13 protein-coding genes and 1 pseudogene are annotated in these 12463 nt (G+C 44.1%); 10 read left to right on the top strand and 4 right to left on the bottom strand.

What is annotated here, in order from left to right; all coding sequences use genetic code 11:
- Both LBL30_00070 and LBL30_00065 read right to left on the bottom strand, forming a co-directional pair.
- Positions 1-878: class I tRNA ligase family protein (locus LBL30_00070; GenBank protein MDR1031515.1), on the bottom strand; the 878-nt coding region annotated here is incomplete at its 3' end.
- Positions 875-1351 (bottom strand): DUF3576 domain-containing protein, encoded by a 477-nt coding sequence (locus LBL30_00065; protein MDR1031514.1) that lies wholly within the window; start codon positions 1349-1351, stop codon positions 875-877. The genes LBL30_00065 and LBL30_00070, both read right to left, overlap by 4 nt.
- Before the next feature lie 241 nt (positions 1352-1592).
- Between LBL30_00065 and rpsB the strand changes: the two are divergent.
- The 6 genes and pseudogenes from rpsB (at position 1593) to LBL30_00035 (ending at position 7703) form a co-directional block, all read left to right on the top strand.
- Positions 1593-2297: pseudogene (rpsB, locus tag LBL30_00060) on the top strand (30S ribosomal protein S2).
- 127 nt (positions 2298-2424) lie between these two features.
- The gene (gene tsf / locus LBL30_00055; GenBank protein ID MDR1031513.1) at positions 2425-3354 is read left to right on the top strand and encodes a translation elongation factor Ts; all 930 of its coding nucleotides are present in this window, start codon (positions 2425-2427) and stop codon (positions 3352-3354) included.
- Between the two features lie 153 nt (positions 3355-3507).
- Positions 3508-4830 (top strand): TolC family protein, encoded by a 1323-nt coding sequence (locus LBL30_00050; protein MDR1031512.1) that lies wholly within the window; start codon positions 3508-3510, stop codon positions 4828-4830.
- An 11-nt stretch (positions 4831-4841) separates the two neighbouring features.
- A complete protein-coding gene (locus LBL30_00045; protein MDR1031511.1) occupies positions 4842-5324 on the top strand; it encodes a DUF2497 domain-containing protein in 483 nt (160 codons plus the stop codon).
- The gene (locus tag LBL30_00040) at positions 5321-6886 is read left to right on the top strand and encodes a UDP-N-acetylmuramoyl-L-alanyl-D-glutamate--2,6-diaminopimelate ligase (GenBank protein MDR1031510.1); all 1566 of its coding nucleotides are present in this window, start codon (positions 5321-5323) and stop codon (positions 6884-6886) included. Before LBL30_00045 ends, LBL30_00040 begins: the two co-directional genes overlap by 4 nt.
- 1 nt (position 6887) lies before the next feature.
- The gene (locus tag LBL30_00035; GenBank protein ID MDR1031509.1) at positions 6888-7703 is read left to right on the top strand and encodes a hypothetical protein; all 816 of its coding nucleotides are present in this window, start codon (positions 6888-6890) and stop codon (positions 7701-7703) included.
- On the opposite strand, the gene LBL30_00030 is transcribed toward LBL30_00035, so the two are convergent.
- Entirely contained in the window at positions 7670-9313 is a 1644-nt protein-coding gene (locus LBL30_00030; GenBank protein ID MDR1031508.1) for a peptidylprolyl isomerase, read from the bottom strand. The genes LBL30_00035 and LBL30_00030 overlap by 34 nt on opposite strands.
- A 105-nt stretch (positions 9314-9418) precedes the next feature.
- Here LBL30_00030 and tpiA point away from each other — a divergent pair, with 105 nt between their 5' ends.
- The 3 genes from tpiA (at position 9419) to LBL30_00015 (ending at position 11673) form a co-directional block, all read left to right on the top strand.
- Entirely contained in the window at positions 9419-10162 is a 744-nt protein-coding gene (gene tpiA / locus LBL30_00025) for a triose-phosphate isomerase (GenBank protein ID MDR1031507.1), read from the top strand.
- Positions 10162-10755, top strand: coding sequence for a recombination mediator RecR (gene recR / locus LBL30_00020; protein ID MDR1031506.1), 594 nt, complete (start codon positions 10162-10164; stop codon positions 10753-10755). Before tpiA ends, recR begins: the two co-directional genes overlap by 1 nt.
- A gap of 498 nt (positions 10756-11253) precedes the next feature.
- Complete coding sequence (locus LBL30_00015) at positions 11254-11673, top strand: hypothetical protein (GenBank protein ID MDR1031505.1); 420 nt, start codon at positions 11254-11256, stop codon at positions 11671-11673.
- 56 nt (positions 11674-11729) lie between these two features.
- Here LBL30_00015 and LBL30_00010 read toward each other — a convergent pair whose 3' ends face one another.
- Positions 11730-11891, bottom strand: a complete 162-nt coding sequence (locus LBL30_00010; GenBank protein MDR1031504.1) for a hypothetical protein — start codon at positions 11889-11891, stop codon at positions 11730-11732.
- A gap of 269 nt (positions 11892-12160) precedes the next feature.
- Between LBL30_00010 and LBL30_00005 the strand changes: the two genes are divergently transcribed.
- On the top strand, positions 12161-12463 hold a 303-nt coding region (locus LBL30_00005; GenBank protein ID MDR1031503.1), incomplete at its 3' end, for a DUF1465 family protein.

Raw genomic sequence — 12463 nt, 5'->3', positions numbered from 1 at the left:
TTTTTGCTGCAGCTGTCGATAAACTCAGCAATCGCAGGTGAAGTCTTGGCCAATTCCTGTGCCAGCGGATGTTGCGCAGATATGGCCAGAAAGCTCGCCCCAAATATAGTCTCTGGCCTGGTTGAATATACTGACAGGTCTTGCAGAGTTTGGTCACCTTTGTCTTTGACTTCAAACTTTAATGTCAAGCCGCGGGAATGACCAATCCATCGCTCTTGCATAATACGAACTTTTTCTGGCCAGCCTTCCAGAGATTTAAGATCCTTAAGCAGCTCGTCCGCATAAGCAGTTATTTTAAAAAACCACTGTGATAACTGGCGGCTTTCTACAACGGCCCCGGACCGCCAGCCTCGTCCATCAATGACTTGTTCATTCGCCAGAACGCAGTTATCAACCGGATCCCAGTTGACCATCGACTCTTTACGGTAAACCAACCCTTTTTTGTACATATCCAGAAAAATCTTCTGCTGAACTGCGTAGTAATCCTCGTCGCAAGTGGCAAATTCGCGATCCCAATCATAAGAAAACCCAAACAGCTCTAGCTGCTTTTTCATTGAATCTATATTCTGATAGGTCCAGTCTTTTGGATGCACGGCGTTGGCCAACGCGGCATTCTCGGCCGGCAAGCCAAACGCATCCCACCCAACAGGATGCAGAACGTCAAATCCTTTTGCCTTTTTAAATCTTGCAATAACATCGCCAATCATAAAATTACGCACATGGCCTATATGCACGCGCCCAGATGGATACATGAACATCTCAAGCACATAACATTTCTCTTTCGCAGCACCGGATTTTTTGGCGTTAACAGATTCCTTCCAGACCTGTTGCCACTTCTTTTCCGTTGCTTGAAAGTTATAATTAGCAGGCGTTTTCATGATTTAGACTTGGTTTTGTACAAGATAGATTTGTAAATCTGAGCTTCTAGATTTTTGTCGTTATCGATTGATGCCCAATCGCCTTGCTTATCCTTGATTTGGCGAAAAACCCTGACGGTAAATTTGTCTTTATCTGAGATGTTGATACAGATTTTCTGCCTTATGTTAAGGTTTCCAACCGGCATCCAGTCCGTCACAAACAACCCAGAGGCCGTATCGCTTGCGACTAAAGGATACTTCGACATCTCATCAGCCACGGATTTAAGCAGCGATCCCCTTGAGACAATTGGAGCTGTTGGTACGGCTGGGCTGGACTTAGATCCAGTAGAAATCTGGCCAATAATAATATCTTTTCCGCCTAGCTTGCCGATGGCTTCCCTTTTCTTTTTTACTACACGATTATCTCTGTAAACCTGATAATTCCTTTGTTTAACCGAGCTAGATAGCGCCTCGTCGCAAATAACAGCTGCCATAATCATTATAGAAAAAGACCATATGTATGAGCGCAAAAGTTTTTCTGTCACGGGACCACCTGTATGTTTACTAAAAACAACCGAGTATACAAAAATTGGCCCTGTAAGTAAGGGTTAACTTTTCTTTTTGCAATTACGCCAAACGCATGTAGAATTTGCGGTATGTAGCACGCAGGAAGTAATCCGGTCTTTGTTGGTAAACAGAGCCATTCCCGCGGAGGTTTTAACCGGAGGTTAGGAAATGTCTGATTCTTTAAAATTCTCTATGGCGCAGCTGTTTGAGGCAGGCGCACACTTTGGGCACCACAAGTGCCGTTGTAACCCTAAAATGTCAAGCTATCTGTATGGTGTGAAAAACAACATACACATAATTAATTTAGAAAAAACTGTACCCATGTTGCGTGATGGATTAGAAGCCATTAAAGACGTTGCCCAACGCGGAGGTAGGGTTTTGTTTGTTGGCACAAAGCGACAGGCGCGCGACCCGATTGCCGAAGCCGCCAAGCGTTGCGGGCAATATTATATAAATCATCGCTGGTTGGGCGGGCTTTTAACTAACTGGAAGACTGTGTCAATTTCCATCAACAAGCTTAAGCAGCTTGCGGAAAAGCTTGAGGCGGCTGACATGGGTCTGACCAAAAAAGAAATGCTTTCGCTGCGCCGTCAGCACGATAAGCTTGAGCTTGCGCTGGGCGGTATTCGTGAAATGGGCGGTATACCAGATGCTTTGTTTATAATCGATACCAATATGGAGGCTATAGCTATCAGCGAAGCATATAAGCTGCGTATTCCGACGATTGCCATATGTGACAGCAATTCAAACCCCGGCAAAGTCACGTATCCTGTGCCTGGTAACGACGATTCCTCCAAAGCTATTGAGCTTTACTGCGACTTGGTATCCAAGGCGGTTTTAATCGGTTTACAGGAAGCGCTTGCCTCTTCCAACGTGGATTTTGGCGCGTCAGAATCAGCTGAATCTTTGGGGCTAGAGGCTAATGAAAGCAATACTGACGGCGATATATCTGAGCCTGTCGAAATAACTACAGAGGAACCAATTTTGGAGAATACTAACAATGGCTGAAGTAACTGCAGGTATGGTTAAGGAACTGCGCGACCGTACTGGCGCAGGAATGATGGATTGCAAGAAGGCCTTGGCTGAAAATAACGCCAACATGGAGGCGGCAGTAGATTGGCTTAGAAAGAAGGGGCTGGCCGCCGCAGCCAAGAAAGCAGGTCGTGCTGCCGCGGAAGGGTTGGTTTTTGCAAAATCTTACGGCAAATCTGGCGTGTTGCTGGAGGTTAATGCCGAAACCGATTTTGTTGGTCGTAATGAGCTTTTTCAAAATTATGTTAAGGAATTGGGTGATCTTTGCCACAAGAATCAAAGTAAAAGCATTGAAGATGCCAAGTCCTTAAGGATGGAATCTGCCGGCAGAAGCGCCGATGATGAACTAACCAATCTGATCGCTGTGATTGGTGAAAATATGTCTTTGCGACGTGTTGAATATCTAAACGTCAGTCAAGGAATTGTGTGCGCTTATACGCATAGCGCAGTTTCCCCCGGAATCGGCAGAATAGGGGTGCTAGTCGCGCTTGAATCTAGTTCTACACAGGAAGCTGAGCTGTTAGAGCTTGGCAAGCAACTAGCGATGCATGTAGCTGCGACCAAGCCTCAGGTTGTATGTCGCGAAGATATGCCGGCCGAGGCTATCCAGCGTGAAAAATCGGTTTTGATCGAGCAAGCGCAGGCCTCCGGCAAGCCTCAGCAAGTTATTGAAAAGATGGTTGAAGGCCGTTTGCAAAAATTCTTTGCTGAAGTGGTCTTCTTAGAGCAACTGTTTGTAATTGATGGCGAAACAAAAATCTCTGAGGTATTAAGCAAAGCATCCAAGGCCCTTGGCGCCCCTGTAAAGGTATCCGGGTTTAAAATGTTCATACTTGGCGAAGGCATTGAAAAGCAACAAACAGACTTTGCCGCCGAGGTCGCCGCTCAGGTTAAGTAAAACTCATATTACATTCTCAGCATTCAAGCTGTGCGCCGGTAATGTTATTGCACGCCCTTGTGACGGTATTTAGCGATACTTATTTTTAGGCTGGTTGTTTACGTAATCATCGGATACATTTTAGCCAAATTTGTGTTGTTAGGTGTTTGTGTTATGTGCCGTTTAATACTGTGTTTGTTCGTGGCTTTTTTGAATTTTTCCAGCGTAAATGCAATAACTCTTGAAGAAGCAATTAAAGCGGCGCTTAAGCATAATGCAAAGTGGCTGGCGGCGGTCTTAGAAAATCAAGCAAACCAACAAGCTACAAAAACAGCTACGGCTGCGTTCTATCCATCGATTAGTGCACAGACTTCCCTTGGAAAGAGCTCTTCTAACACTATTAGCCAAGCTCGCGATCAAAACAGTTTAAGTGAGAAAAGTCACAGCAATACAAAATCACTTGGTCTTTCAGCGAGCCAGAGCCTTTTAAACTTCTCAACTTTTGCCCAAGTAAGACAGGCGCAAGAAAGTGCTTCGGCGAGTAAATACAATCTGGCCAAAACGAAGCAGGATATAATATTGAACGTATTAGAGGCCTACTTAGGTCTTTGGGCTGCGTATGAAAATGTTAAGATTTCAAGGCAAAACGAGAAGAATCTTGCTCAAGACCTTGAAGCTTCCAGGAAAAGATTGGAAGTTGGAATAGGAATACGCCAGGACGTTGCGGCCAATGAAGCTGCACATGCAGAAGCAGTGTACCACAGAATAGACGCAGAGTCTAAATTGGCAACCGCTGTTGCGGAATTCAAAAAGACCGTAGGTGTAGAGCCAGATGGACGCCTGGAGCCATTAGACCTTCCAACCTGCATTCCGGACGATTTTGATAAATTTATGGCAGAGGTGGTGAGAAGCAACCCATCTTTGATGGCAAGCAGGTATCAAACGCAAGCATCAGAGGCTGATATTGATACTCAGCGAGGTTCTTTGATGCCAACTGTTGGATTGTCGGTAGAAGCAAACAGTAGTTTGAGTGATGTAGATAGCAGATACCATGGAGCACTTGGGCCAAATAGGGACCGATGGGAACATAGCTTTTCCGCAAAAATCAGCCTTAGCGTACCCATACTCGCCTGTCCACGTTACAGTCGCATAAGACAAGCCAATTTAAAGGCGCAGTCTGCCAAAATGAATTACCTGCTTATGCGCCAAGAAGTAACCAAGGCTTGCCACAGTTACTGGGCGCAGTTACAAACGACTGAAGCGCAGGTCCAACAGGCGGAGTTAGCTGTAAGAAGCGCAGAAATAGCGGTTGACGGCATGCGTCAATGCCTAACTGTTGGAACAAAGTCTACAACTGATGTGCTGCAACAAGAGCAAAGGCTACTGCAAAGCAGAAAAAGCCGAGTTGAAGCAACCCAAAAACATATTATGACAGTCTTCACTTTAATGTCATTGGCTGGTAGGTTAAGCTTAGAAACTGTTACAAAAGGCAAATAAGGATAGGCTTTATGCCAAACGATCAAGGAGAGCTGTCAGTAAAGGAGATTCTGTCAGTTATAAAAAGCAATATGCTGCCGGATGATAAGGGCGATCGGGATAATAATACAGTCACGGATAGCAGCCCGTCGCTAAGCGAAGAATGCCGCGAGAACAGTATTACAGATGACGACGTTTTCGAGCTTGTGGATGAAATACTAGACGATGAGGTAAATGAAGTTTGCTCTCAGCCAGATGCTGTGCCAAGAGCTACTTCGCGGAAGGAAAGCATTATCTCTGAGTCTTGCGCCCAAAAAGTGTTCAGTCAATTTGATAAGCTTTCGCAGGCGCGCGATCATAATCCAGCTTCAGGTGGTGATATAGACCTGGGCAAAGGCCTTGATATGCTTTTGCGCCAGTCTTTGAAAACTTGGATGGACGCTAATCTTTCCAGTATCGTTGAACGTATAGTTGAAAAAGAAATTGTCCGCCTAGTAGAAAAATATAAAAAGTGAAGCTTTTAGGGGAATTACTGGGCGGCTTAGTCTATTCAACTGTCGGCGACGGTAATTATGAAGCTTTAAGCTTAGAAAGCTCCGGAATTTGCTTACATTCCTCAAATGTATCTAGCAGCGTTTTGTTTGCTGCTATTCCTGGGAATAAATATGACGGATTTTCTTATGTAGACTTGGCTATTGCTGACGGGGCCAGAGTCGTCCTATGCAGCTTAGATCGTATAGAGCAAATATGCGGCTCAGCAACCAAAGGTCGAGCATTCGACCCAAATTCTGAGCAAATTTGGCTGTTTAGGTCTAATAATAATGGGACAGTTTTCCTGTTTACTTCCAATGTACGCAAAACGCTTAGCCAAATTGTATCCAATTTCTATGGCCGGACATCTGCAGATATAGTTGGCGTCACTGGTACCGATGGGAAAAGCTCGGTAGTCGATTTTCTCAGGCAATTATGGTTCCTTAATGGTCACGGCTCAGCGTCAATTGGAACTCTTGGGGTTTTAAGGGACGGCGAAAAATACTTCTCGCTATCAAGCCCTATAGTGACAACTCCTGATGTTATTTCTTTGTGCGAAACGGTAAAATCCCTGGCTGACGAGGGAATAAATAAAATTGCAATTGAGGCTTCAAGCCACGGCTTGGATCAATACAGGGTTGACGGCATAAATTTCAAAGTGGCCTGCTTTACCAATCTGTCTCACGATCATCTAAATTACCATGGAGATATGGACAGATATTTATTGGCCAAAAAACGCCTTTTTAGTGAGGTATTAGATAAAAATGGCGTGGCGGTTATAAATTTAGATTCACCTCAAGCGTCTGAGTTGATCGATGTATGCCGCGCCAGAGGAATTAGGGTGATCAGTTATGGAAGATCCTGCAAAGCTGATATATATGCTAAAGACGTCAAAGCCGAATCGAACAACCAGATCATGCAAATGTCTGCTTTTGGTAAGATTTACAGCGATGTTTGCATACCCTTAGCTGGAGATTTTCAGATCTACAACACATTGTGCGCAATTGCGACTCTATCCGGGATAAGCGATGCCGATGAGCTTTCTAAATACATAACCCTATTGCCTAAGCTGCAGGGCGTGCCAGGACGTATGGAGTTTATATCTTCCATAAACGATGCGGCGGTATATGTTGACTTTGCTCATACTCCCGAAGGGTTTGTAAATGTCCTATCGGGAATTCGATCACATACGCGAGGCAAGCTTAAAATCCTATTTGGATGCGGTGGAGACAGAGATAAAAAAAAACGTCCGCTTATGGGTAAAACAGCTTGCGAGATGGCGGATGAAGTGTTCGTAACAGATGATAATCCTCGCAGAGAGCTTCCTGAGCAAATAAGACGAGAAATCCTTGCAAGTGGAGGTAAAATGCTTGAGTGTCCAGGCCGAAAAGAAGCTATCATGCAAGCGCTTAAGACATTACAGCCAGGAGACGTATTGGTAGTCGCCGGAAAAGGTCATGAACAGTTTCAGATATTTAAAGACTACGTCGTTCCATTCGACGATGCAGACGTTATCCGGGGTTGTGTAGCTGAGCTATCTCAATAAGATGAAACTGTACCTGAATAAATTCGCCATCAAAAGCTTCTTATCCAGGCGGGTTTTGTTTTTGTATGGAAATAATCAGCCCTTACAAAGAAAATTTGCCGATTTCGTCCCTATAGCAGCAAGGCTCACCGGGGCAGATGTAAAAGTACAGAATGTAACAGCCAAGTCTCTATCCATTGATGTGACCGAAGATCCAGCTTTATTTCAAGAGCAGAGTATTAAACTGTATATAGTTGAAAAAGTTGGCGACAGTTTTGCCCCCAGAATCGAAGAAATTCTGTCATCACAGGATGTTTTTATCCTTATAGCAGATAGTTATAAGCTAGCCAAAAAGATTACTGAACAGCTTACGGCCCATCCTTTGTGCGATTGTTTAGGCTTTTTTACTAATGATAACAAGGCCGTTCTAGATTTTGCGCAGATAATATGTTCAACCGCTATGGCAGGCGTTCAACCGTCCGGCGGTTTAGTTAATTCAATCGCCAGAAAGTTGACTGAACCGGATGCAAACGTAATGTCAATTTTATTCGATTTGGAAATGCTTGGGAACGACACGCCGGTTTATGAACAAAGCTCGCCAGCGGCTATGGCCGAGTTGATATCAGGAATGGAGCCAATATCCGCCATAAGATTTTATATGAGCGGCCTATGCAAAAACCTTAGCAAAAGCTCAACAGATGCCACAAAGTGGCAGGTAAAAACGATAAAGAAGCTTTGGCAACTAGAAAAAGATATCAAGCTTGGAATATATACAGACCCGATGTCTACCAAAGCAGCGATTTATCAATCAGTATCGGCGTCGGAGGCAGTCGAGTAAAGCTTCAGCATACCCTGATTCACATCGACCTTGGTTTTTTTCTGATAATGCTTGACTAACTGTGCGAACAGATCCCTGGTCATAGCGCTGTGTATCAGCGCCCTAAACTGCTGAGCTTGTTTCTTATCCAGATTAGGCAGATGCTTGTTTTTCACATGAGCAACTACATGTCCGCCCTCTATAGGAATTATGACGGCTTGACCAACAGGCGCTTCAAAGACCTTATGTACTAAATCAGCAGGCAATCTGTTTTGCTTGCTGCTGGTCCCATCAGTTCCAGAGCGAGTTAAAGAATATATTTTGTCAACCGTCAGATGCTTGCTGTGCGCTAGTTTATCCAAAGGCATTCCTTGAGACACTCGGTCAACAAAGCCCTCTGCAATTTGCTTGGCTGCTTTGGCCTTCGCTCCGCGCGTCCAATGCGCCAGTACTTTTTCTTTAATTTTGCTATACTCAGGAACAGACGAGGGCGTAGTTTTATCTACATTAACCAGAAACTCTACACCATGGACTGTTTCTTGGAATGTGTTGGTATCGGTTGTATTAAAGGCGATTTCGGCAACCTCCCTTCCATAAGGCAAAGGGATTGAAATCTTTCCTGTAAAAGCATCGGTGTTACTGACAGTCAGATTTTTTATCCTCAGTATGCGCAGCCCATACCTGGCCGCCGTACCGTCATAATCTTTAGTAGCGCTTAGCTCATCCTCAATCTTAGCGGCCAAAATCTTGACTTCGTCGGGCAGCTTGCGGTGCTTAAGCTCAGTAACCAAATCTTTTTTGATTTTTTCAAGCGTAACGTTCCAATTTTCTCCTTCTTCCTCTTTTCTAGCCTGATATTCATCCAGAACTTCATCATCAGAAACTTCGACCTGTTCCAATACTTTGGCTTCATTCATAATCAGCACCGTGATGTCCTTGCTTTCTTCCGCGGCAAAAATGTCTTGGTTTTCTTGATAGCAAGACCTCAGGTCCGATTCGGTTGGTTTTGGCAACAGATGGCCCGGCACTGCTGAGTTATATACATGAACTATATCAACTGAACGTTGCTCTAGTATTACGTCTTTCAGTCTGCTCATCACGCTGGTCGGTTCAAAGAAGGTCAATGAAAGCGGCATAAAGACCAGCGATTTAGCTAAATTAAGGCTGAAATCCTCCAGAAACACGTTTTCTGGTATTTGCCTTTCAATCAGCGCAGCACGCAGCTTTTCCGCACTGAACTGGCCGTTTCCATCTTGGAACTCAGCGCTGGTTTGCAGACCCAGCTTCACCGTCTTTTCATCTATGCCCAGCCCCCAAATATCGATAATCCGCTCAACCATAAGCCTGTCAACAGTCTGGGCGACAAAGTACTCAAGCATATGAGGGCGGATTTTCTCGTAAGTATCAGGATTGCCCAGGCTCCGTCGCATCAAATCAGCCGCTTTGTTGTATTGAAGCCGGAATTCCTGTGGCCCTATTTTGACGTCACCCACACGAATGACATAGTCTTTTCCCGCCAAGCGGTTGATTACATCGCTTATTCCAAAGAACAACACGAACGTCAGCGCGACCAAAGACAGAATTACCTTTACTACTACAGAGCCTAGATACTTTCGAATAAATTCTAACATAATGTTGGTAAACCCTACTGTACCGACAATCTAAATCACTTGCTTGTTATACTAGGCGCTGAGGCTTATATTCAAGGACTAAATCTTTATAGGAGGATATAAGGTATGAGTAAATATGTTATTGCTAACTGGAAGATGAACGGTACATCTGCCAGTATAACTGACCATATGTGCCGTCTTGCCAAACACTTTAGCAGCAAAGCAATCGAAAACAAATTATCTGTAATAGTCTGCGCTCCCCATGTTTATCTAGGCGCTTTAAAGACTTTAACCAAAGACCTTCCAATATCGATTGGCGGGCAGGATTGCCATTCTCACGCTAAGGGCGCTTTTACTGGCGAAACAAGTGCTGAGATGCTGGCGGACGTTGGGTGTAAGTATGTGCTGATTGGACACTCTGAGCGCAGAAAATATAACGGCGAAGACGAATCTGTACTGCAGGAAAAGGTTATAATTGCCCAACATGCGGGACTGACGCCAATTTTGTGCATAGGTGAATCCGCAATTGAGCGAGAGCAAAAAGCTACGCTGGAAGTTCTACGAAGGCAGCTTTCGATACTTAAAGAAATCCAGGGTAATGTTTTAATTTCTTATGAGCCTGATTGGGCTATCGGGACGGGAGTAACGCCAGATCTTGAATACGCCCAAATCGTTTGTCACTCGATCGCTGACGAGTACCGAAGGCTGACGGACAGAAACGCTTATGTAATTTATGGCGGGTCGGTCAACGCCGAAAATGCATCCGGCTTTATACAGTCGAAGGATATAGATGGGATTCTGGTCGGCGGAGCCAGCTTAGCGCCAGAGTCATTCGGCCAAATCATCGAAATTAGCGCACAGTCCAGTTAATGGCCCCTGAGATAGATCACCTTATAAAAATATTCTCTTTTCTGCCGGGGTTGGGCGAACGATCTGCCAGAAGGATCGTGCTGCACCTCCTGTCGCAAAAGCAAGCCAAAATGGAGCCTCTGGCTGGCGCTGTACAGCAAGTGCTGTCGAAGGTGGATAAGTGCCGCTTATGTGGCAACTTGGACACTTCTACACCCATATGCTCTATATGCAAGGATCAGAGCAGAGACCATCAATGCCTGTGCGTAGTAGAAAATGTCTCAGACCTCTGGGCGATTGAAAGGACAAAAAGCTATGAAGGAATGTATTTCGTGCTTGGCGGTACTTTATCGGCAATCGACGGCATTGGCCCAGGCGAGCTGCGTATAAACGTGCTAACGCAGCAGTGCGAAGATAACAGGTATGCTGAGGTTATTTTGGCGCTAAGCTCTACATTGAATGGCCAAACGACCACTCATTACCTAAGAGAGCACTTAACGCCGATTGTCCCCAAAGTAACCGAGCTGGCGCGTGGCGTTCCTATTGGCGGAGAGCTGGATTACCTAGACGACGGCACACTTATAACGGCACTAGCCGCCCGATCTGGACTTTAAGAAAAGAATATACTTCGTACTTGGGGGGGGGGGCTTTATCAGCAATCGACGGTATTGGCCCAGGCGAGCTGCCATCCAAGATGGGTGGCAAAGTTCGTCTTGAAGGCAAAAAATATATTCTGAAAGTCTACAGCGTTCTCAAAAAACCGCTGCTTAGCCTTACATGGTCTGGGTCATGACGGGTTGAAAAGTTTTGCTGCTTTTTCATCGAGCGCTTTAATGTAAACTTCAATCTCTTAGGATTTAATTCCCCCGTCGCTTGCAGCGGGGGATTATTTATTTATAAGATCATTAATAGACATAGTTTCCTCATTTTTTTGTTTCACAAATAAACTAAGGCCCGAAAGCAACGCTTAGTTGAACCCTAGAATTATCAAAACTATCTACTTTCAGGAAATCTGCAAATTGCATTATATTTTATTAAAATATTTGTTTTGTGTGCTGAGATATGCTAGATTTGCGTGTGAAGGAATTAAAATTTAGCCCGAGGCATTTAAGATGTTAAACAAAGACGTTTTATCAGTTTGGTTGGTTGCATTTGCATTGAGCGGCGCAGTCACAGCAAACGCGTATGGCTCATATGAGAATACTGAGCAAATTGCTGGTACAAATATCACAGACAGTAACTATAGCAGCATAAGGCAGGAAATCGAGAAAATCGAGCGAGCTGCCAAGCTGAAAATTGATGACAATAAATCCGCATACGCACACAAATTAACTCATAATAAGAAACACGGGTTTTTACACAGAATACGCAATCTAATGCATAAGTTACGCACATCAAATGATCCAGAGGGTACGGAGCTGTTAAAAAGGCTAGAAATACTAGAATATAAAATCTCCAGTTTACATGCGCATTTACGCTGTAATAATTTCCTCGTAAGAGTAAGGATGCGAGGGCGGCAGCAGAAACGATAGCAAAAGCGGTAGGCCCCTAACATATATTGTATGGCGTTATTTTCTGGCAAAATATGTTACTTCACGGCGTAAGACAGACAGTATACATCATCATTGCATACACCATCGGATGGGGCGCGATAGGAGTAAGAATCGTTAACTAGACTGTTTATTTTCTTCAAGACGCCTCTTTGTAAGCTGGCATATTGATCAGCAATCGCACGAATATAAATCTTCATTCTTCAGCTCTGCCAAATAATCATAGTAGCCTCTAGGCTGCTGACGGCCTAGTATATATGGATTTATGAGCTAAGTTACAATAAGCTAAACATTGAGTAATTTTGTTGAAATGTCAAAAATCTTTCGATATTTGTTATTTTAGTAAATACGATTATGAATTTTCGCCTTCTTTCCGCCTTTATAAGATATTTTTTGCAAAATTTGTGGCGCGTCACTAAAAATGGACCATATTTAATAATATAGTCAAAATTATAGCATGCATATAGATATGGACTGGAAAAAATTCTTAGACAAAATTTTTGCAGATGTTTTCAAACTCCTGGAGGAAACATACGATTATATCAAATGGCAAGAACCAGTTGACATTGATACATTAAACTGCGAGGCTGACCGTGATTGCTTGCAGTGCGAAACGACTAAAATGTCGGTATATCTTATACAAATCATGGCTTGGTTGCTTACACGTCAGGCGGCAATGGCTAATGGTAACCAGACCATTGAGCGATGTGACTTTGACAAGCCAGTATTGCTCTTGGTAGAAACAGAAGCTGTTCCAAAATTTATGCCTAAA

The sequence above is a fragment of the Holosporales bacterium genome, assembly GCA_031263535.1.
Classification (GTDB): domain Bacteria; phylum Pseudomonadota; class Alphaproteobacteria; order UBA3830; family JAIRWN01; genus JAIRWN01.
Note: the sequence above shows the minus strand (reverse complement) of the source record. Positions and strands in the feature narration are given on the sequence as shown.

What these genes read in the sequence shown, in the direction of transcription:
- LBL30_00065 (MDR1031514.1), bottom strand. Translation starts at nt 1,351, where the DNA reads ATGGCAGCTGTTATTTGCGACGAGGCGCTATCTAGCTCGGTTAAACAA.
- LBL30_00050 (MDR1031512.1), top strand. Translation starts at nt 3,508, where the DNA reads ATGTGCCGTTTAATACTGTGTTTGTTCGTGGCTTTTTTGAATTTTTCC.
- LBL30_00015 (MDR1031505.1), top strand. Translation starts at nt 11,254, where the DNA reads ATGTTAAACAAAGACGTTTTATCAGTTTGGTTGGTTGCATTTGCATTG.
- tpiA (MDR1031507.1), top strand. Translation starts at nt 9,419, where the DNA reads ATGAGTAAATATGTTATTGCTAACTGGAAGATGAACGGTACATCTGCC.
- tsf (MDR1031513.1), top strand. Translation starts at nt 2,425, where the DNA reads ATGGCTGAAGTAACTGCAGGTATGGTTAAGGAACTGCGCGACCGTACT.
- recR (MDR1031506.1), top strand. Translation starts at nt 10,162, where the DNA reads ATGGCCCCTGAGATAGATCACCTTATAAAAATATTCTCTTTTCTGCCG.
- LBL30_00035 (MDR1031509.1), top strand. Translation starts at nt 6,888, where the DNA reads ATGAAACTGTACCTGAATAAATTCGCCATCAAAAGCTTCTTATCCAGG.
- LBL30_00010 (MDR1031504.1), bottom strand. Translation starts at nt 11,891, where the DNA reads ATGAAGATTTATATTCGTGCGATTGCTGATCAATATGCCAGCTTACAA.
- LBL30_00045 (MDR1031511.1), top strand. Translation starts at nt 4,842, where the DNA reads ATGCCAAACGATCAAGGAGAGCTGTCAGTAAAGGAGATTCTGTCAGTT.
- LBL30_00030 (MDR1031508.1), bottom strand. Translation starts at nt 9,313, where the DNA reads ATGTTAGAATTTATTCGAAAGTATCTAGGCTCTGTAGTAGTAAAGGTA.